Consider the following 23,196-nt stretch of genomic DNA (forward strand, 5'->3'; position numbering starts at 1 on the left):
CTCCCTCAGCTGCCTTGGTGATGCGCCCGGACCAGCAGGGCGAGATGGCGGCCCGCGGTGAGCAAGGGCGTCTCGCTGTGCAGCACTTGGGCGGTGGTCTCGGCGCCCTCCAGGGTGTTGACGATGGTCAGCGCGAGGTCGCGGGCGTCGTCCTCGGACAGCCCGGCGGCCCGCAGTTTCTCCGCCACCAGGTCGCACCAGTGCCCGATGGCCGCGCCGCAGGCCCGCTGGATCTCGGGGGAGGTGTCCAGGGTTTCCAGCGCGGTGGCGGTGACCGGGCAGCCCTCGGTCCAGCCGGACTCACGCAGCGCGGTGGCCAGCAGCCGGGTGCAGGCGGTGATGGCCTCGGCGGGGTCGTCCTCGGTGGCCAGCCCGTCCCGCAGCAGCTCCGCGAACTCCTGGTCGCCGTGCTGGATGGCGGCGACCGCCAACTCCTGCTTGCCGCCCGGGAAGAAGTGGTAGACGGAGCCGAGGGTGGCCTCGGCCTCACGGGCGATCTGCTTGATGCCGGTGCCCTCGAAGCCCTGGCGCTGCAGCAGCCGGGCCGTGGTCCGCACAATCCGCTCCCGGGTGCCCAGGGCGGCCTGTTGGTCTGTGGTGCGCATGGGCCGAGATTACCGGATAGAGCGCTCGTTCTAGATCTGTGCTACCTTCTGGCTCGTTAAATAGAGCGCTCGTTCTAGAGCGCCCAAAGGGGACCGATGAGGATCCAAGGGGATCCGAAAACGGAGGGGAAATCATGGGCAAGCAGGCAGTGACCGTCATCGGACTGGGCCCGATGGGGCGGGCGATGGTGACCGCGTTCCTGGCCGAGGGCCACCCGGTCACGGTCTGGAACCGGACCGCGAGCAAGGCCGGGGAACTGGTCGCCCAGGGGGCGGTGACGGCGTCATCGGTGGAAGAGGCGCTGGCCGCCAATGAACTGGTGGTACTGAGCCTGACCGACTATGACGCGATGTACGCCATCCTGGAGCCGGCCGCACACGCGCTGGCCGGACGAGTGCTCGTCAACCTCAGCTCGGACACCCCGGACCGGGCCCGCGCGGCCGCCGCCTGGGCCGCCGGGCACGGGGCCGAGCACCTCACCGGCGGGGTGCAGGTGCCGCCGCCGCTGATCGGCAAGCCCGGCTCGGCCACCTTCTACAGCGGCCCGCGCGAGGTCTTCGACGCCCACCGGGAGACCCTGGAGGTGCTGACCGGGACCGACTTCCGGGGCACCGATCCGGGGCTGGCGGCGATGTACTACCAGGCGCTGATGACCATCTTCTGGACCAGCATGCTCAGCTATCTGCAGACCCTCGCCCTGGCCGGGGCCCATGGCGTCACCGCCGCGGAGATGCTGCCGTACGCGTCCAGGGCGATGACGATGATGCCGCACTTCCTGGAGACCTACGCCCCGCACATCGACGCCGCCCGGTACCCGGGCGACGTCGACCGGCTGGCGATGGGCGCCGCCAGCGTCCAGCACGTCCTGCACACCAACCGGGACGCCGGGCTGGACACCGCCCTGCCGGCGGCGGTCGACGGCATCTTCCGGCGGGGCATGGACCGGGGCTTCGCCGAGAACAGCTTCTCCAGCCTGGTGGAGGTGCTCAAGCAGCCGGCCGGCTGACCCTCGCCGCGGGCTCGGCGGTACCGAGCGGGTTGAGGAGGGTGAACCGCCAGCCGCCATCGGTGCCTTGGCGGGCGATGTTGGCGGTGGTGCCGGACGGGGTGATCCGTTCGCCGCCGGGGCCCTCGATCTCCAGGGTCCAGTCGGTGACCAGGAGGGCGGTGCCCGCGCCGACGAGCGTGTGCCGCCGCACATTGGTCAGCCGGCCGCCGGCGGCGACGGTTCCGCGGATCTCCGCACGCAGTGCCTCGGTGCCGGCGATGTGCTCGCCGGCCACCGTGCGCATGCCCGCACCCGGGGCGAACAGGGCCAGCACGCCGTCGACATCGCCGGCGTTCAGAGCGTCCTGGAACAGCATCGGCAGCTTCGCGGGATCGGTGACGAGGCCGGTGACAACAGGGGACATGGTGAAAGGTCCTTACTTTGGGGAGGGGTGGTGGTATCGGGCTCCACAATGCCGCCGGGGCCGCCCTTCCCACGAGGTAGGGTCAGGACCCGAGATGGTCAGAAGTGGACAGCGCGGCGTCATCGACATCGCCTATGACAACCCCGACCGGTTGCACACCGGCATCGAGGTGCTGACCTTCAACGCGCTGAAGCCGCGTCTGAAAAGCTCGGTGGCCCGCCGGCCGAGCCGCCTCGACTTCCACCAGGTCATGCTGGTGCGCGGCGGCGAGGGCACAGCCATGGTCGATTTCGTCACCTATCCATGCGGCCGGGGCACACTGCTGCATCTGCGGCCCGGCCAGGTACAGCGGCTGCCCTCCGGTGCCAACGGCCGCCCCGCGGAACTCGACGCCGTCCTGCTGCTGTTCACCGCCGACTTCCCGCCGCCGCTGCCCGCGACGCGCGAGGTACTCGATGGATTCGGCCCGGTCGCCTGGTCGCTGCCGCCCGACCGGTTCGACGCTCTGGATCGCGCCGTGACCGAGCTGGAGGCGGAATACCGGGCCCTTCGAGACGCGCGGATACCTGGCGCAACCGGGCCCGCCGGCAACGAGGTTGAGCTGACCGCGGCGTTGCTGCGCCAGCTCCTCGGCGCGCTGCTCATCCGCATGGCACGCCTCCCGGACCCGGCCGGACACCCGGAGGCCGCCGCGCCCGGCGCCGAGGTCTACCTCGCCTTCCGGCGCGAGCTGGAGCAGTCCTTCGCCACCACCCGCTCCGTCGAGGACTATGCCGCGCGGCTCGGCTACTCCCCTCGGACCCTGACCCGCGCATGCCTGGCCGCAACCGGCCGCAGCGCCAAGCAGCTCGCGGACGCCCGGGTCGCCCTGCAAGCGCAGCGGCTGCTCGCCCACACCGAGTTGCCCGTGGCCGCGATCGGCCGCGCGCTCGGCTTCACCGAAGCCACCAACTTCGGCAAGTTCTTCGCCCGCGAGACCGGCCGCACGCCGGGTGGCTTCCGGCGGGTGCAGCGGTGAGAGGGCCTCGCGACCGCGCTTTCCAGGTGCGGCAATGCGCGCCCCTGGGACGGCCGGCGGTGCGGCCCGCCGTCCTTGGCGCCAGGTTGTGTCCGACGAACCCTGGACCGCGCCATGGCCGGTCGGGGCGCCCCGGAAGGCACCGGCGCACGCCGGCCGGGGCCGGACTTCAGGCCGCGACGGCCTCCGCCCGCAGGTCCTCTTCCGAGGCGCCCAGCCGCCAGTAGCCGGTGAAGTTGACACCGCGCCGGTCGAAGCCCCGGTCGCCGACCAGATGGCGGCGCAGCGCCCGTACCATGCCGGACTCGCCCGCCATCCAGGCGTACGGCCGGCCGCCGGGCAGTTCGGCCGCCCGGACCGCGTCCAGCAGCCGGCCGCCGTCGCGCGGGATCCAGGTGATCTCGGCATCGGCCGCGGTGCTGAGGTCCTGGATGTCCTCGGCGTGCGGGACCTCGATCCAGACCTTGGCCCTGGTACCCGCGGGCAGCCAGGAGAGGATGCCGGCGGCCGCCGGCAGGGCCGTCTCGTCGGCGGCCAGCAGCACCCAGTCGGTGCCGAGCGGCGGGCGGAAGCCCACGCTCTTGTTGTCCTCCACCGCCGGGCCCAGCAGCTTGACCCGGTCACCGGGCCGGGCCGCGGCGGCCCAGCGGGCGGCCGGGCCGGCCGGGGCGTGGCCGGCCGGCGCGTCAATGCCGTGCAGCGCGAAGTCCACGTCGATCTCGGCCCGTTCGCGGCACTGCCGGCGCACCGTGTACGAGCGCATCACCCCGCGCACCGAGGGGTCCATGGACCGCCAGCGGGCGAACCAGCCATCGCCCGCCTCGGTGGGCACCACCGGGGCCGGCTGGCCCGGATGCGGCAGGAACAGGGAGAAACTCTGGTCCCGGCCGCCGCCGGCGAATTCCGCCAACTGCTCACCGGCGAAGGTGATCCGGACCATGGAGCGGCCCAGGCGTTCGCGGTGCGCCACCTGTGCGTCGAAGAAACGGAACGGGCTGACGGCGGTGGTCATGGGAGCTTCTCCTTCCGGAAGGTGCGGGTCAGTGGAGCTTCTTGGCGCCCTGGACGGCCTTGGCCAGGGCCTCCAGCAGCGGGGCGGAGCCCGCCCAGCTGAAGCGGGGCACCGACTGCCAGGGGGTGACCTGGCCGGCCTTGACCGCGGGCAGCGCGGACCAGGCGGGCTTGGCGGCCAGGTCCTTGGGCTGCAGGGCCGTGCCGCGGCTGTCCAACAGAATCAGGTCGGCCTGGTACTTGTCGGCGTTCTCCCAGCTGAGGCCCTCGAAATAGCCGCCCTTGTCCAGCTTTTCGGGGAGCACGAACTCCACCCCGAGTTCGCGGAAGTACAACAGGTCGGTGTTTACCTTGGGGTTGGAGACATAGAACAGATCGGGGCTGCCGGAGGCGGCCATGACCCGTAGCCCGCCATTGGCCTTGGCGGCCTTGCGCAGGGTCTCGGCGGCCGCCTCGAAGCGGGACTTGGCCTCGGTGACCTTCCTGGCCTTCAGGTCGGCGCCCAGGGACTCGGCCAGTTCGGCATAGCGCCTGATGGGCTCGGTCATCGGGACCCGGGCGGTGGTGATGGCCACGCTGGGCGCCAGATCCAGGATCTTCTTCTTGCTCTCATCCGGCACGTACCACAGCGCGTCCGGCTCGTACATGTGCGTCACCAGCAGCTCGGGGCGCAGGGCGGCGTACTTCTCGATGCTGAATTCGCCCCAGACATTGCCCAGGATCTCGACCCTGTCCACGTCCAGGTCGCCGGCCTGCGGGTCGGGCTTGCCGTTCTTGAGCCTGGTCTCGCCGAACACACCGACCAGCTGCTTGTCCAGACCGAAGTCGTGCAGCGCGGCCGCGGTGCCGGTGAAGGCCACCACCCGCTGTGGCACCGACTTGGCGGTCACCTTCGTCCTGCGGTCGTCGGTGAAGGACCAGGGGCCGCTCTTGGATGCGCCCTCGCCGCCGTCCTTGGTGCCCGAGCCGCTGCCGCCACAGGCGGTGAGCAGGGCGCCCAGGCCGAGCGCGCCGCCCGCGGCGAACAGGGAGCGGCGGGAGAGGTGAGGGGTTCCGGCAAGTGGCATGGCAGTGACTCTCGTAAGCAAAGGGGTGCCCTAGGGCCTTCGATCTTGGTTAGGTTAACCTAACCTAAAACCACGCCTTGTGGCCAGGGGCGTCCTCGGCGCCCCGGCCCCTACCGGAGTCCGTACGTGACCATCAGCAACTCACCCCAGGCCACCGGGGTTTCGGCCCAGGCGCCGGACCCCCGGCCGCGACCGCCCGGCGGGCGCGACGCGGCCCGCGCCGCCGGACTGCTCGCCGCCCTGCTCCTTCTCCTCGCCGTGCTGGTGCTGAGCATCGCGGTCGGCGCCAAGCAACTCTCCCCGGCCGAGGTGTGGCGGGGACTGACCGACCAGGACGCCGCGTCCTACCTCCAGGTGCACCGGATGCGACTGCCCCGCACCCTGCTCGGCCTGCTGGCCGGAGCGGCCCTGGGGCTGGCCGGGGGAGTGATGCAGGCGCTCACCCGCAATCCGCTGGCCGACCCCGGACTGCTGGGCATCAACGCGGGCGCCTCCGCCGCCGTGGCCTCGGCGGTCTCCTTCCTGGGCGTCGCCTCCTACACCGGCCAGGTCTGGTTCGCCTTCCTGGGCGCCGGAGCGGTCTCGGTGCTGGTCTACACGGTCGGCGGCGGCCGCGGCGCCACCCCGGCACGGCTGGCGCTCGCCGGGGCCGCGCTCAATGCCACGCTCTACTCATTCGTCAACGCGGTGATGCTGATCGACACCAACTCCCTGGAACGGATGCGGTTCTGGACGGTCGGCTCACTGGCCAGTGCCGACCCCGGCACCGTCGCCCGGCTCACCCCCTTCGTCCTGACCGGCCTGTTGCTCACCCTGGCGCTGGCCCGCCCGCTCAACGCCCTGGCGCTGGGCGACGATTCGGCCAAGGCGCTGGGCGCCCGGCCGGCCCGGGTCCGGGCGGCGGGCCTGGTGGCGGTCACCCTGCTGTGCGGGGCGGCCACCGCCGCCTGCGGCCCCATCGTCTTCGTCGGCCTGATCGTCCCGCACCTGGTCCGCGCCCTGACCGGGCCCGACCTGCGCTGGCTGCTGCCCTACTGCGCGGTGCTGGCCCCCGTACTGCTGCTGGGCGCCGACGTCCTGGGCCGGGTGCTGGGCCGCCCCGGCGAACTCCAGGTGGGCATCGTCACCGCGGTCCTGGGCGGGCCGCTCTTCCTGTACTTCGTCCGACGGCGGAAGGCGGTACGCGCATGAGGACCGTACGCACCGGCCGGATCTCCCTGCGCTACCGGCCCCGCTCGCTGGCCGCCGGCTCCGCCTGCCTGCTGCTCGCGCTGGCCATGGCCGTGGTGTGCCTGGGCAGCGGCGACTACGCCATGAGCCCCGGCCAGGTGCTGCGCACCCTGGCCGGACAGGGCGCCCCCGCCGATGACTTCATCGTCAATGAACTGCGCCTGCCCCGGGTGGTCACCGCCCTGCTGGTGGGCGCCGCGCTGGCACTGGCCGGTGCGCTCTTCCAGTCCCTGGTGCGCAACCCCCTGGGCAGCCCCGATGTCCTGGGCTTCACCCAGGGCGCCGCCACCGGCGCGCTGCTGGTGGTGGTCGCCGGCGGCAGCAGCCTCGCGCTGGCCGGGGGAGCGGTGGCCGGCGGGGTCGCCACCGGCCTGCTGATCTACGCCCTGGCCCGCCGCGACGGCCTGCACGGCTACCGGCTGGTCCTGATCGGCATCGGCGTGGCCGCCATCCTCACCGGCGTCAACGGCTATCTGCTCACCCGCACCCAGCTCACCGATGCCGCCCGGGTGGTGCTCTGGCTCACCGGCAGCCTGGACGGCCGCGGCTGGGAGAATGCCACCCCGCTGCTGATCGTCCTGGCGGTGCTGGTGCCGGTGGTGCTGCTGGGCTGCGAACGGCCGCTGCGGATGCTGGAGATGGGCGATGACGCCGCCCATGCGCTGGGCATCCGGGTCGAACGGCTGCGCCTGGTGCTGCTGCTGGCCGCCGTGCTGCTGGCCGCCTTCGCCTCCGCCGCCGCCGGACCGGTGAACTTTGTGGCGCTGACCGCACCCCAGCTGGCCCGCCGCCTCACCAGGGCACCCGGCCCCAATCTGCTGCCCTCCATGTGCCTGGGCGCCGCCCTGCTGGTCAGCTGCGACTGGCTGGCCCAACGCATCGTCAGCGGACACCAGTTGCCGGTGGGCGTGATCACCGGAGTGCTGGGCGGCGGCTATCTGGTGTGGCTGCTGGCCGCCCAGCGCAAGGCGGGCCGGATATGACCGATTTCAGTAAAACGACGGACGGAGTACGGGACGTGGAACAGGGCGCGGCACGGCTGACCGGCAATGGGCTCACCCTCGCCTATGAACGGCACACCATCGCCGAAGGGCTGGACGTTGCCATCCCCGACCGCTCCTTCACGGTGATCGTCGGCCCCAACGGCTGCGGGAAGTCAACCCTGTTGCGGGCACTGGCCCGGATGCTCAAACCGACGGCCGGCACGGTCCTCCTGGACGGCCAGGACATCGCCCGCCTCCCCGGCAAGCAGTTGGCCCGCACCCTGGGCCTGCTGCCGCAGTCCTCGGTCGCGCCCGACGGCATCACGGTGGCCGACCTGGTGGCCCGTGGCCGCTACCCGCACCAGAGCCTGCTGCGGCAGTGGTCGCGCGAGGACGAGCGGGTGGTCGCCGAGTCCATGGCCGCCACGGGCGTTGCCGAACTGGCGGACCGCCTGGTGGACGAACTCTCCGGCGGCCAGCGCCAACGCGTCTGGATCGCCATGGCCCTGGCCCAGCAGACCCCCCTGCTGCTGCTCGACGAGCCCACCACCTACCTGGACATCGCCCACCAGCTGGAAATCCTGGACCTGTGCGCCCGGCTGCACCAGGAGGAGGGCCGCACCCTGGTCGCCGTGCTCCATGACCTCAACCAGGCCGCCCGGTACGCCACTCATCTGATCGCCATGCGGGACGGACGCGTGGTGGCCGAGGGCACGCCGGCGGAGGTGGTGACGGCGGAGCGGGTGGAGGAGATCTTCCGGCTGCCGTGCCGGGTGATCGACGACCCGGAGACGGGCACGCCGCTGGTGGTTCCGGCGGCGGGGCGGGGCCGGGTGGTGGTGGGGTAGGGCGCCCCGCCGGTGTGGTTCCTCCGCGCGCCCACGCGGCGGAGCCGCTCTCGCACAGCGGCCGCCCCACTGCCCCTTGTGGACGGGCCCCCGGACCCGACATGACGTCTTCCCGACCTGTCAGCCCGGGGCGGCGCCGGCCGGAAGGTACCGTCACGCCATGTCCAAGACCGAAATAGACCTGCTGACCGCCGAGTTCTTCGGCGCCTTCGACAACCGGGGCGGCAAGGCCGCCGATGTGGCGCGGATCAGCAGACTGGTGCTGCCGGGTGGCCTGATCGTCAAGACCGGCCCGGAGTTCACCGTCTACACCGTGGACGAGTTCATCGAGCCCCGCCAGAGATTGCTGAACGACGGCCGGCTGGTTGAGTTCTCCGAGTGGGAGATCTCCGAACGGACCGAGATCTCGGGCGATATCGCATCGCGCTTCAGCGAGTACCGCAAGTCCGGGATCCTCGACGGTGAGCCGTTCGAGGGCGGCGGGACCAAGTCCCTCCAGTTCGCCCGCACTTCGGACGGCTGGCGGATCGTGGCGGTCGCCTGGTATGACCAGGACTGACCGCCGAGGCGATCCGCTGCGGTTAAAAGCCGGTCAGTCGCCGAGGCCACGCGCTTCGGAGTCCCGAGTCGGAGCGCGTCCGCATCTGTCCACCCACTGCCATCGGCCTCCAACTCCCTGCTGGGAGACAGTGGGTGTTGTGCAGCTGGTGGACGGGTCGGTGAATGAGGCTGACTGGGAGCCGGAGTTGTGGATGCTGCTCGGTGTCCTCGGTCCACGCCGGTCGGCGTGTGCGAGGGGCGCTCCCACTCCCAGGAACAGGGCGGTACCTATGGTCGAGACAGCGAGACGGCGTAACCGCAAACGCGAAGTTACCAAGGAAATTCCTTCGATGAGACGGTGATGCGCTCCGGCCCAGGACACCGGAGGGCAGAGGGATCCGCTGATACCCGCAGGAACAAGCGCGTTTGGCGCGCTTCACGGCGGCGCGGCAGACGAGGATTGCGGGACTGCAGGCGATCAGGACGAGGAAGCGGCGGCCTATCGGCGCCGGTGCACGATGAAGCCAAGAGCAGCCAGGATGCCGGCCCCGGCGGCGATAACACCGGTGGTCAGCCAAGGCTGGCTGTTCGAAACCGGCTTTCCGGCCACCACCAGCTGCTGACTCGCACTCTGCTGGCCGCTGACCACCGTTATGGGATACCGCCCCGGAGATGCATCGCTCCGTACTGTGGCGTGCCCACCGTAGACCGTGTCGCCGTCATCCCCCTTGCAGCCGGGGTCATTGGCGCCCTTCTTGATGGTCACCGGCCGTTCGAAAGCCGATGACTTGATGGTCAGCGTGGTCTCGGAACGGCTGGGGTGGCGGTCAGCGACCAGCACGTCGACCTCGGCGCCGGGCCGGACGGCCGCAGGGTCGGAGCCGCAGGGCGCCGCGCCCTTCGGATGGATGACAAACCGGTCGATGGAAAGAGCGTTCTTGGCGGCGACGGTAAGCCGCACGGAGGCCACGACACGGCCCCGGATCGTCGCCGTGACGGGATAGGCACCCGCAGGAATATTACTGCGAATGTCGTGGTGCGTTCCGGGCTTGTCCACCTGGACGAATTGAGTGGAGCCCTGTTTGTCCGGAGTGAGCGAAATAGGCTCGACCAGGGCAGGCGAGGTGACGACCACTGCTTCCGTGCCGGCCGGCACATTCAGTGCGTTGAAGGCGATCGGTCCGCCCACTTCGATCCCCTGGCGGCTACCTGTGTATGTCAGGTGGACCTCTGGAGAGGGCGAAGACCGCGCCATTAACGGTCGCGCACCAGCGGGAACCGGAGCAGCGGATAAGCAGGCCAATACCGCAATGGCGACGACCCCCACTGATCGCCGCCGGGCCGTGACGGCCCAGCCCAGGCTCCTGCTCACAAGTAACCCCTCCCCCCTAACTCCCCCAGAACCAGGGGAGTTGGACAACTGCAACGCCGTCCACCGCGTCGCCGCAGCTTTCAGCGGCTTGATCCTGCCATAGTCGCCACCTTTGTCGCGGCCGATGCCCTGGCAGGTTGCCTTCGCGTCCAATTCATACGCCCAACGGATCCCCCGGACCACCGACTTCGCTGAGGCCATGGGAGTCGCCATGCGGTTGCGGGAGTTCGCCGATACCAGTTCCCTGGAAGTCGACTTCGATGAACGATTTTCCTCAACCGAGGCCCTGGAGCCACTGATCGAGCTGCTGCCGGAGGCCGAATGGTGGTCCGACGGGATCGGGCATGGTTCGTCGGGGCATGGCGATCGCCCCTCGGATCACCTACCGGTCCGGTTGCAGAGCTGGTGTATGTCACCGGATGCTGTCGGAGATCTGCTCGCGGCGGTGGGCAAGAGTCCCGCCACGGTGCGCTGGGACTTCTCCGGCTGGCCTGAGGCGCCCGACGTGCAAACGGTGTTTGTCCACGTCAAACAGGTCGAGGCCAAAGGTGCCGGGTGGTTGACGGCTCAAGTCGGGCTGCGGGTGACCGGGAACTCGGTGATGGCTCCCTGGTGATCCGTGTGGCGCGGGTGGCCCTCACCAGACCGGGCGGAAGGGGACGGCCTGGTCGCCATAGGTGTGGTCGACATAGGTGCGCAGGGCCTGGCTCAGGGCGGCCAGTTGGTCCGGGCCGATGACTTCGGCGAGGTGCTGCTCGGCCTCTGCCCACAGCTCGTCGGCCAGCCGCAGATAGGCGCGGCCGTGGTCGGTGAGGGCGAGCAACTGGGCGCGTCTGTCGGTGGGGTGAGGGAGGCGCTCGAGATAGCCCCAGTCCTGGAGCTCGGCCACGGCCTTGGAGGCGGCCTGCTTGGTGATGCCGAGGTGGGCGGCCAGATCCACGGTGGTGGCGGCAGGATGGGCGGCGAGATAGCGGAAGGTGTAGCCGTGCGCCGGGCGCAGTGGTTCACGGCCCAGCTCGGCCAGGCGGGCGTGGAAGCGGTCCGTCATCGCCCGGTAGGCGACGGCCAGTTGCAGGGGGACCTGCCCGGGGTCGGTGGGGGAGGACATGGGCGCTCCACGAGTAGACGGTCAACTTGGTTGACCTATCTTCGCATGATGCCTACCGTGAAATGGTCAATCAGGTTGACCATATCTGTGGAGGAGACCCATGCCCCTGTCCACCCTCGCCGACGCACCCGTCTTCGAGCGCCATGGCTTTGTCTTCCGTCCGCTCGCCGTCCCCTCCCGGGGCAGCACCGAACTGGCCGTCTGGGCACTGGAGATGCCGCCGGGCGCACAGAGCGAGAGCCATCACCTGGACCGTGAGGAGGTCTTTGTGGTCGCCGACGGAAGGGTGTCGGCCACCATCGCCGGCGACGAGGTGACCGCCGGCCCCGGCGACGCCCTTATCGTGCCCGCCCACGCCCTCCTTCAGCTGCGCAACGCCTGCCCGGACCAGCCCGCGACGCTCACCGTGGTCACCTCGGCGGGAATGCGGGCGACCATTGGCGATGCCGTTGTCGCACCCCCGTGGGCACAGTGACCGCTCAGGACGACGGCGTCGGCCCCTCCAGCTGATCGCTGATCCACTTCATGGGCCCGCTCATATTGGCGCCATAGGTCGCGCCATTGTGGGTGCCGCCCGGTATCTCCCAGAGCTTGGTGTGGACCGGGCCATGGCCGTAGGTCTTGATGAACTTCTTGACGTCGGTCATGGTCGCCTTGTTCTCCCTGGTGCCGACCTGGAAGGCGAGGTAGACATCCGGGCCCTTGGCGGCCGCCAGTTCCTTGGCCAGTACCTCCGGGTTGTTCTCCCGCATCTCCTGGGGGTGCCCCCGCCACAGGGGGGAGTCGGGCACGATGTCCGGGCCGTTGGCGATGGCGGCCTTGAACCTGTCCGGGTACTTGAGCACCGACTTCAGGCTGGCGAAGCCGCCGGTGGAGGAGCCCATATAGGCCCAGCCCTCACGGGACTTCAGGGTGCGGAAGTTGGCCTTCATCAGGTCGGGGACGTCCTCCGTCAGCCAGGTGCCCATCTTCGGCTGGCCGGGAATGTCGCTGGCGTCCCAGTAGATGCCCTTGTCATCGGGGCCGGGGTTGAGGACCGGCATGGCCAGCAGGAAGGGCTTGCCGATGCCCTGCTGGTACCACTTGGAGACTGCCTCCTGGAGCGAGAAGCCGCCCGGCTTTCCCATCCAGTAGTTGCTGTCATAGCCCGGGCCGCCCGGCAGGGCGATCATGACAGGGAAGCCGCTGGCGGCGAACTTGGGGTCGTCGGTGTACTCCTTGGGCGCCCAGACCCACACCTTGCCCTTGTAACCGGACTTCTTGCCGTCCAGGGTGACCACGCTGATGTGGGTCCCGTCGTCCATGGTGTTGACGTTCTTGAACGCGGCCTTGGGACCGGTGGGCAGCAGGACCTTGGAGTCCCCGGAGTGGGCGGCCTGCCCCGGTTTCGGGTTGTCCGCCTGGTCGTAGCTGACGGGGTCGCCCTTGTCGGTGAAGGGCGGAATCTCGTAGTAGCTCATCACCTGCCAGGTGATCAGCCCGAGCGCGGCCAGGGACATCACCCCGATCAGCCATCGTTTGGCCCGGGAAGCCCGGCGGCGGCCCCGGGACTGGTACCCGGAGGGTGGGTTCGGGTTCGGCATCACATGGCTCCGGCTGGTACTGCCCGCACGGGGCAAATCGGTCGGTTCTTTACTTACGGATGACCGACCGGGGCCGGAGGTTCCCGCCGCGGCTGGGTTATCCGCGCGTTGTCACTGAACGCTCATACATGCCGGTGGACGGCGCCGATGTCGTGCCGTGTTCAGCCGCCTGCCGAGTGCAGCTTCCTTGCGGCGGCGGTGCGGCCGGAGGGCGACGAATCCGGCGCCCTCCGGATGATGCGCGTACCCGGGGCGGCCGCTCTGCCTCGTCCGTGGTCCGGCCGCTCCCGCAGGCGGAGCGGCCCGGTCACTGGTGAGGCCGCTGTTGTTTACAGCCGGTTGCCGCCACGGTCCGGCGTGGTGGCGGATCCTTGTCAGCGCCGGTACGGATCAGATGAGTTGGCGATTCTGGCCTTGGTGCTCAGCACCTCGTTGAACGTCGCCGGGCGCACTTCCGACGGCTTGGCGTTCCACTCCAGCCCGCCCTGGAGAGGGAGGAGTTGGCGCGCACAGGCAAGGTGGAGCAAGGTCGTGCGGTCGTGGTGCTTGCAGGGAGCCAGGACCACGGGGGACGGCTGGGGTCGGACGTCGCCAAGAGGTGCTCCTTGCTGGCTAGTTTTGCTGGTGTGTGATGCAGTCTTCGGCGTTGGTCGGACAGTTCAGCAGCTGGTGGATGGTGGCGATCTGGCGGGAGGCCCGGAACTGGTCGAGCCGGATCAGGCAGGCGGCGAGGAGTTCGGCGCGGTGTCTGTCGCTGGCGTTGGCCAGGCAGGTGACGATGCGCGCCACATGGCCGCCGTCGGCTGCTTGCAGGTCGGGTGGGACGAACCGGTTGATGGCGCGGATGTCGGCTGGTCCGATCGGCAGGCACCCGGCGAGGACTGCTTCCGCGAGGCGCTGGCTGACGGCTCCGGTGGTGGCGTACCGCTCGGGCATCAGCAGGACCGTGGCCAGGGCCTCGTGGTGGAGTTGCTGACCGGTGAGGAAGCCGACGCGGCCGACGAAGTTGACGTGCGGCCACGCGGCAGTGTCAGTCCACTTCCCGGCCACCTGGTGGCGGTGGACTCGGGCGGCGGGCGCGAAGTACTGGTCGAACGCGGGGTCGCGGCCGTACTGGTTACCGACGTAGACCAGCGGCCACGGGCGCTCGCCGGTGACCAGGCCGGCCGGGTCCGCCGCGTCGAGCACGCGATCGGCGACGGGGCAGCGCAGCGTGACCGCGCCCGGCGTCGGGAACGTCGCGGGCTCACACACCGTGACGGCGAGGTGTCGGCGGATCGGGTCGTTGGCGGGGATCATGCGGTCCAGGTCCCAGGCGATCGTGGGGACGCCCAGGCGGTGGGTGTAGTGGTCGAGCAGGTCTTGCTGTCGGTGCAGGTCGCAGGTGTGCCCCGGGGATCCGCAGGCGGTGGTGTTGCGGCCTGGCAGGGGCCAGCGCCATTCGAGGAACAGGGCGTCAAGTTCCGGCAGGCCAGCGTCCCAGGTGAGGTGTGTGGTGAGGTCGTCCCCGGCCTCGGTGAGGTCGCGGTTGGCTTGGAGCAGGATCAGTTGGTGGCCGGCCTCGGTGAGGGCGTCGAGCAGTGTCCGGCGGAACGACCGGCCGCCATCGGGGGTGTTGGTGATGCCGGGGCCGATGAAGCCCCAGAAGCTGTAGCCGATCTTCACCGCGCTTACTCCTCGTCCGGCTGGGTGGCGAAGATGGCCCGCAGATGCTCGGTGTTGCTGGTGCCGGGGATGGGGGCTATGTGGTCGCCGAGGCCGAGTAGCCAACGCAGCGCGCCGGCGGGGCCTTCGCCGGTGAGGCGGCCGGCGTTCAGCGGCCGGTACGCAACGTAGGGGATGCCGGTCTGAGCGCAGTAGGAGACGGCGGGGTCGGTGGACTCGTCGGCGTTGAGGCAGTTCTGCACGGCGGCGATCGGGATCACCGCGGTGGCCTCGCGGATTTGCTCGGGGGTGACCTTCGACAGGCCGATGGCCGCGATCTTCCCCTCTGCGTGGAGTTCCGCCAGTGCCCCGACCTGGTCCGCGAGTGGTACGGCGGGGTCGATGCGGTGCAGGTAGCACAGGTCGATGCGGTCGGTGGTGAGGCGGCGCAGGGATGCTTCGACGGCCGCGCGCAGGTAGTCCGGCCGGCCGAGGGGCCGCCAGACGTTCGGGGCGGGCCGGATCATGCCGACCTTGGTGGCCAGCAGCAGCTCGGGCGGGTAGGGGTGGAGCGCCCAGCGGATCAGTCGTTCGACGGTGTGGGGGCCGTAGGCGTCGGCGGTGTCGATGTGGCCCACGCCCAGGTCGTGGACGGCTTCTCGCAGCAGGTGGACGGCTCTGGCGGTGCTCTCGGGGTTGCCCCAGGTGCCGGGGCCGGTCAGGCGCATTGTCCCGAGCCCGATCCGGCCGACCTTCTTGCCCGCGATGACGATCTCGTTCACGCGGCGGCCACCTGGTCGAGCAAGGCGGCGACGGCGGCGTTGACGGCGTCGGCGTGGCCGGTGGCAGGTACTGGGAGGTGCTTGATGTGCTGGGCGGTGAGGTGGGCGTGCAAATGCTGGTCAACCGCCGTCCGGAAGCCCGGGTCCTGGTAGGCCGGGTCCTTGCGGGGGTGCTCGGCAAGCGGCAACGCCGGGTCGAGGACGGTGGCAAGCAGCAGGCGGTGGCGGCGGGCGTGGAGCTCGGCGAGGGTGGTCAGGTGGGCGAGTGTGTCCGGGTCGGGCACCTCGTCGCGGTACTGGAGTGCGGCGAGGTAGTAGGCGATGGCGTCATGGGCGGTGCGGTCCACGAGCACCACGTCAGCGCTCAGCGCGTTTTCGAGGACGGCCGCCGCACTGGCGGTGATGATCCACTCCGTGGACTCGGCGGTGTGGCGGGTCATCTTCGGGAAGCCCAGCTCGGCGGCGCGCTGGGCCAGGCCGCTGGTGCGGGTGACGGTGAGGCCGGTGGCGCGGAGTTCCATCTCCACGCGCCGGGCGAGCGTGCTCTTGCCGCTGGAGTGGGTGCCGGCGAAGCCGATCTCAACTGCGTTCACCATAGGGGCTGTTCCTCGTGGTCGGGTTCGGGAGCGCCGGGCATGCCGGCCGGGACGGCGGCGGCGATCAACGCTTCCCAGGTCGGGTAGTGGGCGGCCATGTTGATGAGCAGGAGCGCGGTGGCGTGGGCGTCGAAGCCCGCGCGGTGCCGCTGGCCGGGAACGGCGGAAAGGTCGATGCGGGTGTGCTCGATGAGCGCGTCGAGGCCGTAGCGCGGGCCGTCGACGAAGGTGGCTCGGGCCAGGCGCAGGGTGTCGATCACCCCGGCGGGCTCCCAGGAGGACAGGTGCCGCTTGAGGACGCCGTAGTCCACCGAGGCGTTGTGCGCGGCGATCCAGCAGCCCGTCAGGTCGCGCTGCACCGCCGGGGCGATCTCCTCCCAGCTCGGGGCGTTCGCCACGAACTGGTTGGTGATGCCGTGGATGCGGGTTGCGAACGGCGTGATCGGCTGTGGGGGACGGATCAGCGTGGCGCGCGCCAGAGTCGGCACCGGCCGGCCGTGCTCGATGGGGATGGCGGCGACTTCCACCAGGTCGGGCATGGATTGCCCGTTGCCCTCTACGTCAACGACGAGCAGGCGCGGCCAGGTGCCGAAGTCCATGAGCTTCTCCGTGAGTTCGTCAGGCGGCGGGCCAGCCGATATCGGCGCGGCCGTGCTGCCGGTAGCGGTGCGGCTTGTCGCGGTCGTGGACCTGGTAGCCGAAGCCATGCTGCATGAAGTAGCGCGGCGGCTCGTTCAGGCCCTGGACGATGATGGCGCGTTCGGTGACCGTCACATCGCCGGTCGCACCGAGTTCACGCGCCAGGGCGGCGGCCTCGGCGTGGTCGGGGGCGCGCCAGGCGCCGGCGCAGACCTTGAGCTGCGCGAGGGGGCAGATGTCGCACAACTCCCGGATGCCATAGTGCCCGTTGTAGTCGGCATCCCCGTGGGCGTAGGCGACGCCGCAGCTCGTTTTGCGGAACAGCGGCCCCCACGGCTCGGCGGAGTCGGCCGGCCGGTGGAACGCGGCGAGGATGCGCTGCTCGGACTCCTCCGGCATGATCTTGCGGCGGGCGGTGTCTTCGTACGGCATCGGAAGGCCGTGGTCGGTGTAGTACGCGGCGATCTCGTCGCGGAAGAACAGCCCGGTGAACACCGTGGCGTGCGCGTGGTGGGACAGTCCCTTGGCGTGGGCGATGTGCTCGGCGGAGTCGTTGAGCCCGGGGACGATCGGCCGCCAGTACAGGATCGTGCGGTACCGCTCGGCGTGCTCGTAGAGGGTCTTGAGGCTGGCCGCGGCGATGGCGGAGTCCACCGGTTCGATGCCGGGGTGGTCGATGCCGGAGTGCGTGACCAGGATCGTCAGCTTGATGTTGCGGAAGCTGTTCAGGACCTGGCAGTCCTCAGGGCTGACCCGCCAGCGGGTGATGACCAGGACGTGGTTGGTCAGGCCCTGCTCGTCCAGGAGCCGCAGCACGTTGAAGGTGTGGGGCTTGACGATGGGCAGCATCGGATCGGTGGCCCGGTTGAACAGCTGGATCGGGGTCCGATGGGCGCGGAAGTACTGGTGTCCGGTGAGCTGGGTGACGGCCTCCTCGTCGCTCATCAGCGCGCGCGGGGTCTTGAGTCCGAAGTTGTCGAACAGGTGCCGCACGCAGTAGCCGCACTCCAGCGGGCAGCCGATGACGTGGTTCAGGGACAGACCTGACTTGCGGTACTCGATGACCTCGCGCAGCTCGGGCTTGAGGCTGCTGATCTGCGCGGGCGTCAGCAGCGGGAGCGGCCTGCGGGGCCTGGTCGCTGTGGTCATGGTTCAGGTCTCCTTCTCGCGCCGCGGGGCAGCGCTCTGGTAGGGGACGAACGGTCGTCAGATGCGGGGGCGATGGGCCTGCGCGGGAACGGTGTCGGCGGCGCGCGAGGCCAGCAGGCGGTGCTGGTCGGCTCCGAACCAGGTGCCGAAGTCGCGGCAGGCCGCCTGCGGGTCATCGGAGGTGTGGACCAGGTTCTCCACCAGGCGGCGGCCCGCTCGGGCGGCGGTGAGGCTGTCGGTGCCCAAGTCGGCGCGGATCGTCCCCGGCTCGGCTTGGGCGGGGTCGAAATGCCCCAGCAGGCCCCGCAGCCGCTGCGGGGTGCCGTGGGGGCCGTGGGCGAGCGCGACGACCACCGGCCGGCCGATGTACGTCCGGCGCAGGCACTCGGGTACGTCCACGTCGAGCCAGTCGCGATCCACCAGCAGATCCCAGTAGTGCACGAAGATCTGCCAGTCCTGGACGATGACCTGCTGGTGGTGGACGATCTCGGCGGCCGTGGCGATACGGTCGAGAACCTGGCTGGTCAACCCGCGCCGCACGCAGTCCGGTTTGAGGAGGACCACGCTCCACCGGTCCCACTCCACCCCGCCCAGCACACCGCCGGGGCGGTCGGTTCGCTGCTTCACCGCCTCACGCTCCTGGCCGGCATCCGGGCGGGCCAGCGCCGTTCGAGCTGCCAGCGCAACCCGGGCTCGAGAGCTTCGAGGAGCTGCGGATCAACGGGGTCGGCGGTGCAGTGAACGATCTGCCGGTGGGCCTCGAACAGCAGCACCGCCTGTTGCCAGTACGGCGGCAGGCCCAGGGCGGCGACATCGGCCGCCGTGTGCTGGACCTGGTTGGTCCGCAGCAGCTGCTCGTGCTCCAGCACCGTGCGCACGTGCGCCCAGCCGGTATCGCAAGGCATCGCGGGGACCGTGAAGCGCGGCCCGCCTCCCGCACGGTCGTCGGCTTCGGCCAGCACCCGGGCCACACGGGGAAGGTCCCCGGTGGCCAGATGCATGGAACCGACATGGTGGGTGTAGGAGCCCAGCTCCAGGCCGAGCAGCGCGGCGGTGAACTCCTGGATCAGCGTGAAGGAGTAGACGTCCGCGATCAGGCCACGGTCGGCGTCGTTGGCCCGCATATAGGCGACCATGTGCAGGCGGCCTTCGCGGGCCAGGAGGTGCAGGCCGAGCAGGCAGGGGACGTCGGGGCTGGCGGAGTCGTCCAGCTCGCCGGGCCGGAACACGGGCAGGAACGCCCGCTTACTGTCCTTCTCCGACCGCAGCAGCGACAGGGCTTGCTCGAACGGCGAGATGCCCGTGCTGGTGGGGGTGAAGATCCTCGCGCCGTAGGCGGAACCGTCGATCGTGGCCCCGTCGCGGGAGTCCGCGCGGCGGCGCGGCGCGTAGTGGGCGATCATGTCGAGGTTTCGTCGGCCGCCGAGATACCAGAGAGCTTCGGCCAAGTGGTACACGGGGTTGACCTTGCGGGCCGCGAGGAACAGTGTCCGCTGCCGGGGGTCGGCCAGCTGGAAGCTGACGCCGATGCATTCGCGACTGGCGTTGCCACGCGGGGCGTTGGAGAACTCGTAGTCCTCGCTGACGTGCCGCAGCACGTCCACATAGGCTTGCTCGAAGGACACACAAGGGGTGGGAGCGAGCACGCTACCTCCTGGATTCGGATACGGGGGCAGGGCTGTGCGGGGGTGGTGGCCGGCGGGAGCCGTTCGCTGCCCGGAATACGCCCGGGGCCGTGCCCGGCCCGGCCGGTCTAAGAGGTGGGGCCCCGGCTGGCTCGTCGCTGGGCCGCATCACTGAGGGCCCTGCGGCGGGCGAGGACCAAAGGCGTCACGTTCACCGGCCAGCGCAAGGCCCGGATGACGAAGGACGGTTGGGGCTGCGGGCTTCTGGAGTACGAGCGCACGTCGAAGGGCCCGCTCACCGGGGCTGCCGGGCACAGAGGGTTTCGTAAGGCGCCCTGGCCTTCATCGTGTGTGCGCATGCCACTCACTCGGCCCCCCGGCTGCCTTGCGGCGGTCGATGACGTTGTCGAGCTGGAACCACAGCGACATCTGCTCGTCCGGGTCCAGGATGAGCAGGGCCTCGCTCGCGGTGCCGTCGTTGAAGTGCACGGCCACCACGATGGCTGTCTGTTGGGCCCGGGGGTCGTAGGTGACGTCGCGTTTGATCCAGCTGACCTGGGAGACGTACGGATCAATTGTGGTCATCGGTCGCCTGCCCTCCGGGGACTCACGGCTGGGCTCCTGGTGGTGCGGTACGAGCGGGTATTTGGCTGCCAGTTGCTGCTGAAGGGTCTGGGGGCGGGGTACTTCCTTGAGCGGGGGAAGTGGGGCTCTGGCGGTTCCAGGCCAATAGGGCATGCGTGAGCTCCAGAGTGGTCGAGTGAGTGGCGCCTTGGCTGCGGCGGGCCGCCGCACTTGGAGGCACCGGGTGCCAGTCGGGGAACCGTCAGGGCCCGCGGATGCCCCCTTCGGGAGCCGGAACCCGGTTGAGGTGTCCAGTATCCGGGTCTGTCGGTTGGGCCACCATGCTCTGGGTATCGATGTTCCGGGCCGCATACCAGTTGACGCGCTAATACGGATTGGGGGCACAACTGTGCCAGCAGCCAAGGAACTTGACCCACTGCGGAACCTGCCCTCGCTAGCTGGGAAAATGCTCCGGAACCGGCGCAAGGCAGCGGGCATGACGCAGAAGCAACTCGGGGACCTCATCCCGCTCTCGCAGTCCATGATCGCGGCAATCGAACTCGGAAATGAGGTTCCGAGTGCACCTACCGGACAGGCGATCGACAACGCCGTGGGGGCGGACGGCGAGCTGGCGGCCATGTGGCACCATGTCCGCAAAGATCTTCAGCTGCAGGCCACACATCCGATCTGGTCGATCGGCTATCTCGCAGCTGAAGCAGAGGCCACACGTATCCAGCACTTTGCGAACGTCTTCCCCGGGGTGACGCAGACCGAAGAGTACGCCCGTGCCATGATCGAGGCAGCCAATCCGATCTTCGGTGGCAACGTCGAGGAAAAGGTCGAGGCCCGCCTGGATCGAAGGGTCATTCTCGACCGGGACGACCCGGTGTGGTTCTGGAGCATCCTCGACGAGTCCGCGCTCTACCGGGTCGTCGGGAGTCACGAGGTCATGTGCGGCCAGCTCTCCCGCATCCTTGAACTCGCCCAGCGCCCCCGTGTGGTGTTCCGCATCCTGCCGTATGACAGAGGTATGCCCTGCGGCGTTGTCTCGATTGGAGCGCTTCTGCTGCTGTCGCGGCCGGGGAAGAACGAGGCAGTCTACTGGGAGAGCGGCCTCAATGGGGCTCTCATGGAGACTCCTGGCGAGGTCGAGGTATACAGGGCGTTCTACGATCACCTGGATCTCGAGGCTCTGCCGCCCAGAGCGTCAATTGACCTGATCCGCAAGGCTCGTGAGGAGCACCATGCGCACTGCACGCACCACTAGCACGGCCAACCTCATCTGGCGCAAGTCGACGTACTCCGGCAACGGTGCGGAGTGCGTCGAGGTTTCCGACGACTTCAAGTCCGACGGTCTGGTGCCTGTCCGGGACAGTAAGAGGAAGAGCGGGCCGAACCTGGTCTTCGCGGACACATCCTGGTCCGCGTTCGTCCACAGCGGGTACGCACGTAAGATCGTCAACTAGTGGGATCCCACACAAACGCGGCTCGCCCCAGGTGAGTTGGGGCGAGCCGCGCTGTGCTGTCCGGACCACGGCAGTGTAGGCATTCGGCGTCCCGTATGGGCAGTACGCCTACCATCCCGCCCATTCCCATCGTCCATCGCGCGCCGATGATCCGAACTCGTGCGTCTCCCTGGTGTATCGATGCCAACCACGATGGGCCCCGCGTCTTAAGTGCGGCCTGGCTATTCCATAGCCCGCCGCCGAGTTGAGGGCCTCCTGAACACCGGTTGTCCGGCCCGGTGTGGCGGTGGGGTGCGGACCAGGGCCCCGTCGGGCAGGACGACATGACCGACCGTGAGGGGCGGCGCAGCTGCCCTCTGGCCGTAGTGATGGTGGTGCCAAACGCCGGACGGAGCCGACGGCCCGTCCGGCGTTCGAGAACCCTCTACCCCCGTGCCGCCCGTCGCAGCAGTCCCGCCGCCAGCCAGCCGCCCAGCAACAGTGCGGCGGCACCGACCAGTTGGCCGGCCTGGACGCCGGCGGCGAAGGCGTCGGTGACCTGGGCGCGGGCACTGTCGGAGGCCGCCGCCAGGGTTTCCGGGAGGGAGCCGTGGCTGCTGAGGCCGTCCGGGAGCAGGGCGGCGAAGCGGGAGCCCAGGACCGCGCCGAGGACGGCGACGCCCAGGCCGTAACCGCATTCGCCCAGCGTGCCGTTGACGCCCGCGCCCACGCCCGCCTTCTGCGGCGGGATGGCGGACATGATGGCGTTGTGCATGGTGGGCATGGCCACGGCGATGCCGATGCCCATCAGGACCAGCCCGGCGAGCATCCCGCCATAGCGGTGCGAACCGAGCAGGGCGACCGTGGCCAGGCCCAGGCCCAGGATGGTCATGCCGGAGGCGATGGTGAGAGGGGTGCCCAGCCGGGCCGATGCCCGGGCGCCGAGGGGGGTGAGGTTGACCAGCAGCACGGTCAGGGCCAGCGGAGCGGTGCGCAGGCCCGCGGCCATCGGCCCGTAGCCGAAGACGAACTGCAGATGCTGGGTGAGCAGGAACATCGAACCGCCGAGGCCGAAGGCGACCAGGATGCCGCCGGTCACCGCGCCGATGAAGCGGCGGTCGCGGAAGAAGGACATATCCAGCATGGGGTGCGGGACATGGTGCTCCCAGGCGACAAAGGCGGCGAGGCCGGCCAGGCCGAGGAGGGCGGAGAGCAGGACCCGGCCGGAGGACCAGCCGTGGTCCGGGCCGGAGATGATGGCGTAGACCAGCGCGCTCATGCCGACGGTGGACAGGAGGGCGCCGAGCAGATCGGGTCTGGTGCCGTCCTGGGTCCGGGACTCGGGGATGAAGGCGAAGGCCGCGACCAGGCCGAGCAGGGCGACCGGGACGTTGATCAGGAAGATGGCGCCCCACCAGAAGTGGGCGAGCAGGGTGCCGCCGATCAGCGGGCCGGCCGCGGCGCCGATGGAGTTGACGGTGGCCCAGATGCCGATGGCCCGGGGGCGTTCGGCGTCGTCGAAGACCTGGACGACCACGGCCAGGGTGGTGGTGGTCAGCAGGGCGCCGCCGATGCCCATCCCGGCCCGGGCGGCGATCAGCTGGCCGGGGGAGTGGGCGAAGGAGGCGGCTATGGACCCCAGGCCGAAGACGGCCAGGCCGGCCAGGAGCATCAGCTTGCGGCCGTAGCGGTCGGCGGCGTTGCCGGCGGCGAGCAGCAGCCCGGCCTGGACCAGGGAGTAGGCGTTGATCATCCATTGGATGTCGGCGGTGCCGGCGCCCAGTTCCCTGGTGAGGGAGGGGATGGCGACGCCCAGGACGGTGTTGTCCAGCAGCACGGTCAGCTGGGCGAGGCAGATCACCGCCAGGATCAGCCACCGGGTGCGGTGGGCGGCTTGGCCGGGCGCGGTGGCATCGACGGCCACGGCTGGCATAGGGACTCCAGACGAGAAACGGACAAGGACCGGTCCCGCCG

Annotated in this window: 26 protein-coding genes; 10 read left to right on the plus strand and 16 right to left on the minus strand. The window is 70.0% G+C overall.

All coding sequences use genetic code 11. The features are described from left to right. Positions 1-5: 5 nt before the first annotated feature. A complete protein-coding gene (locus ACIHFE_RS20360) occupies positions 6-605 on the minus strand; it encodes a TetR/AcrR family transcriptional regulator (RefSeq protein WP_400108483.1) in 600 nt (199 codons plus the stop codon). A gap of 134 nt (positions 606-739) precedes the next feature. On the opposite strand from ACIHFE_RS20360, the gene ACIHFE_RS20365 reads away from it, so the two are divergent. Continuing rightward, positions 740-1,612 carry an NAD(P)-dependent oxidoreductase gene (locus tag ACIHFE_RS20365; RefSeq protein ID WP_400108484.1) on the plus strand — a complete coding sequence of 291 codons (873 nt, stop codon included), beginning with the start codon at positions 740-742 and terminating at the stop codon, positions 1,610-1,612. Here the strand turns inward: ACIHFE_RS20365 and ACIHFE_RS20370 are convergent. Beyond that, the gene (locus tag ACIHFE_RS20370; RefSeq protein WP_400108486.1) at positions 1,593-2,018 is read right to left on the minus strand and encodes a YybH family protein; all 426 of its coding nucleotides are present in this window, start codon (positions 2,016-2,018) and stop codon (positions 1,593-1,595) included. The two genes, ACIHFE_RS20365 and ACIHFE_RS20370, sit on opposite strands and share 20 nt — an antisense overlap. A 94-nt stretch (positions 2,019-2,112) precedes the next feature. Between ACIHFE_RS20370 and ACIHFE_RS20375 the strand changes: the two genes are divergently transcribed. Further along, on the plus strand, positions 2,113-3,036 hold the full coding sequence (locus tag ACIHFE_RS20375) for a helix-turn-helix domain-containing protein (protein ID WP_400108488.1): 924 nt from the start codon (positions 2,113-2,115) through the stop codon (positions 3,034-3,036). 169 nt (positions 3,037-3,205) lie between these two features. Here ACIHFE_RS20375 and ACIHFE_RS20380 read toward each other — a convergent pair whose 3' ends face one another. Both ACIHFE_RS20380 and ACIHFE_RS20385 read right to left on the minus strand, forming a co-directional pair. Beyond that, positions 3,206-4,048 (minus strand): siderophore-interacting protein, encoded by an 843-nt coding sequence (locus ACIHFE_RS20380; protein ID WP_400108490.1) that lies wholly within the window; start codon positions 4,046-4,048, stop codon positions 3,206-3,208. A gap of 28 nt (positions 4,049-4,076) precedes the next feature. Then, a complete protein-coding gene (locus ACIHFE_RS20385) occupies positions 4,077-5,114 on the minus strand; it encodes an ABC transporter substrate-binding protein (RefSeq protein ID WP_400108492.1) in 1,038 nt (345 codons plus the stop codon). Positions 5,115-5,240: 126 nt separating this feature from the next. Between ACIHFE_RS20385 and ACIHFE_RS20390 the strand changes: the two genes are divergently transcribed. The 4 genes from ACIHFE_RS20390 to ACIHFE_RS20405 all read left to right on the plus strand — a co-directional run bounded on the left by ACIHFE_RS20390 (position 5,241) and on the right by ACIHFE_RS20405 (position 8,734). Further along, positions 5,241-6,305, plus strand: a complete 1,065-nt coding sequence (locus ACIHFE_RS20390) for a FecCD family ABC transporter permease (protein WP_400108495.1) — start codon at positions 5,241-5,243, stop codon at positions 6,303-6,305. Then, entirely contained in the window at positions 6,302-7,327 is a 1,026-nt protein-coding gene (locus ACIHFE_RS20395) for a FecCD family ABC transporter permease (protein WP_400108496.1), read from the plus strand. Before ACIHFE_RS20390 ends, ACIHFE_RS20395 begins: the two co-directional genes overlap by 4 nt. Further along, positions 7,324-8,175, plus strand: a complete 852-nt coding sequence (locus ACIHFE_RS20400; RefSeq protein ID WP_400108498.1) for an ABC transporter ATP-binding protein — start codon at positions 7,324-7,326, stop codon at positions 8,173-8,175. The genes ACIHFE_RS20395 and ACIHFE_RS20400 overlap by 4 nt, the downstream gene beginning before the upstream one ends. A 160-nt stretch (positions 8,176-8,335) precedes the next feature. Beyond that, complete coding sequence (locus ACIHFE_RS20405; protein ID WP_400108500.1) at positions 8,336-8,734, plus strand: DUF4440 domain-containing protein; 399 nt, start codon at positions 8,336-8,338, stop codon at positions 8,732-8,734. A 480-nt stretch (positions 8,735-9,214) separates the two neighbouring features. Here ACIHFE_RS20405 and ACIHFE_RS20410 read toward each other — a convergent pair whose 3' ends face one another. After that, positions 9,215-9,904, minus strand: coding sequence for a hypothetical protein (locus ACIHFE_RS20410; RefSeq protein WP_400108502.1), 690 nt, complete (start codon positions 9,902-9,904; stop codon positions 9,215-9,217). A 382-nt stretch (positions 9,905-10,286) separates the two neighbouring features. Here ACIHFE_RS20410 and ACIHFE_RS20415 point away from each other — a divergent pair, with 382 nt between their 5' ends. Beyond that, positions 10,287-10,703 (plus strand): hypothetical protein, encoded by a 417-nt coding sequence (locus ACIHFE_RS20415; RefSeq protein WP_400108504.1) that lies wholly within the window; start codon positions 10,287-10,289, stop codon positions 10,701-10,703. A gap of 21 nt (positions 10,704-10,724) precedes the next feature. On the opposite strand, the gene ACIHFE_RS20420 is transcribed toward ACIHFE_RS20415, so the two are convergent. Next, positions 10,725-11,195 carry a MarR family winged helix-turn-helix transcriptional regulator gene (locus tag ACIHFE_RS20420; protein WP_400108506.1) on the minus strand — a complete coding sequence of 157 codons (471 nt, stop codon included), beginning with the start codon at positions 11,193-11,195 and terminating at the stop codon, positions 10,725-10,727. A 100-nt stretch (positions 11,196-11,295) separates the two neighbouring features. On the opposite strand from ACIHFE_RS20420, the gene ACIHFE_RS20425 reads away from it, so the two are divergent. Continuing rightward, on the plus strand, positions 11,296-11,670 hold the full coding sequence (locus tag ACIHFE_RS20425) for a cupin domain-containing protein (protein ID WP_400108508.1): 375 nt from the start codon (positions 11,296-11,298) through the stop codon (positions 11,668-11,670). Between the two features lie 4 nt (positions 11,671-11,674). On the opposite strand, the gene ACIHFE_RS20430 is transcribed toward ACIHFE_RS20425, so the two are convergent. The 9 genes from ACIHFE_RS20430 to ACIHFE_RS20470 form a co-directional block, all read right to left on the minus strand. Next, positions 11,675-12,778: an alpha/beta hydrolase gene (locus tag ACIHFE_RS20430; protein ID WP_400108510.1), complete on the minus strand. Its 1,104-nt coding sequence runs from the start codon at positions 12,776-12,778 to the stop codon at positions 11,675-11,677. Positions 12,779-13,390: 612 nt separating this feature from the next. After that, positions 13,391-14,443 carry a hypothetical protein gene (locus tag ACIHFE_RS20435; protein WP_400108512.1) on the minus strand — a complete coding sequence of 351 codons (1,053 nt, stop codon included), beginning with the start codon at positions 14,441-14,443 and terminating at the stop codon, positions 13,391-13,393. Between the two features lie 5 nt (positions 14,444-14,448). Then, entirely contained in the window at positions 14,449-15,204 is a 756-nt protein-coding gene (locus tag ACIHFE_RS20440; protein WP_400108514.1) for an aldo/keto reductase, read from the minus strand. Beyond that, the gene (locus ACIHFE_RS20445; RefSeq protein ID WP_400108516.1) at positions 15,201-15,800 is read right to left on the minus strand and encodes an AAA family ATPase; all 600 of its coding nucleotides are present in this window, start codon (positions 15,798-15,800) and stop codon (positions 15,201-15,203) included. Before ACIHFE_RS20445 ends, ACIHFE_RS20440 begins: the two co-directional genes overlap by 4 nt. Then, positions 15,794-16,399, minus strand: a complete 606-nt coding sequence (locus ACIHFE_RS20450) for an exonuclease domain-containing protein (RefSeq protein ID WP_400108518.1) — start codon at positions 16,397-16,399, stop codon at positions 15,794-15,796. Before ACIHFE_RS20450 ends, ACIHFE_RS20445 begins: the two co-directional genes overlap by 7 nt. Before the next feature lie 19 nt (positions 16,400-16,418). Continuing rightward, on the minus strand, positions 16,419-17,588 hold the full coding sequence (locus ACIHFE_RS20455; protein ID WP_400108520.1) for a radical SAM protein: 1,170 nt from the start codon (positions 17,586-17,588) through the stop codon (positions 16,419-16,421). Positions 17,589-17,645: 57 nt separating this feature from the next. Then, entirely contained in the window at positions 17,646-18,215 is a 570-nt protein-coding gene (locus ACIHFE_RS20460) for a nucleoside-diphosphate kinase (RefSeq protein ID WP_400108522.1), read from the minus strand. Then, positions 18,212-19,234 carry a thymidylate synthase gene (locus ACIHFE_RS20465; protein WP_400108524.1) on the minus strand — a complete coding sequence of 341 codons (1,023 nt, stop codon included), beginning with the start codon at positions 19,232-19,234 and terminating at the stop codon, positions 18,212-18,214. The genes ACIHFE_RS20460 and ACIHFE_RS20465 overlap by 4 nt, the downstream gene beginning before the upstream one ends. 321 nt (positions 19,235-19,555) lie before the next feature. After that, on the minus strand, positions 19,556-19,798 hold the full coding sequence (locus ACIHFE_RS20470; protein WP_400108526.1) for a hypothetical protein: 243 nt from the start codon (positions 19,796-19,798) through the stop codon (positions 19,556-19,558). 445 nt (positions 19,799-20,243) lie between these two features. On the opposite strand from ACIHFE_RS20470, the gene ACIHFE_RS20475 reads away from it, so the two are divergent. After that, positions 20,244-21,044, plus strand: coding sequence for a Scr1 family TA system antitoxin-like transcriptional regulator (locus tag ACIHFE_RS20475; RefSeq protein ID WP_400108528.1), 801 nt, complete (start codon positions 20,244-20,246; stop codon positions 21,042-21,044). After that, the gene (locus tag ACIHFE_RS20480) at positions 21,022-21,243 is read left to right on the plus strand and encodes a DUF397 domain-containing protein (RefSeq protein ID WP_400108530.1); all 222 of its coding nucleotides are present in this window, start codon (positions 21,022-21,024) and stop codon (positions 21,241-21,243) included. The genes ACIHFE_RS20475 and ACIHFE_RS20480 overlap by 23 nt, the downstream gene beginning before the upstream one ends. 424 nt (positions 21,244-21,667) lie before the next feature. On the opposite strand, the gene ACIHFE_RS20485 is transcribed toward ACIHFE_RS20480, so the two are convergent. Further along, entirely contained in the window at positions 21,668-23,155 is a 1,488-nt protein-coding gene (locus ACIHFE_RS20485; protein ID WP_400108532.1) for an MFS transporter, read from the minus strand. Positions 23,156-23,196 lie beyond the last annotated feature (41 nt).

The organism is Streptomyces sp. NPDC052396, assembly GCF_044593195.1.
GTDB lineage: Bacteria > Actinomycetota > Actinomycetes > Streptomycetales > Streptomycetaceae > Streptomyces.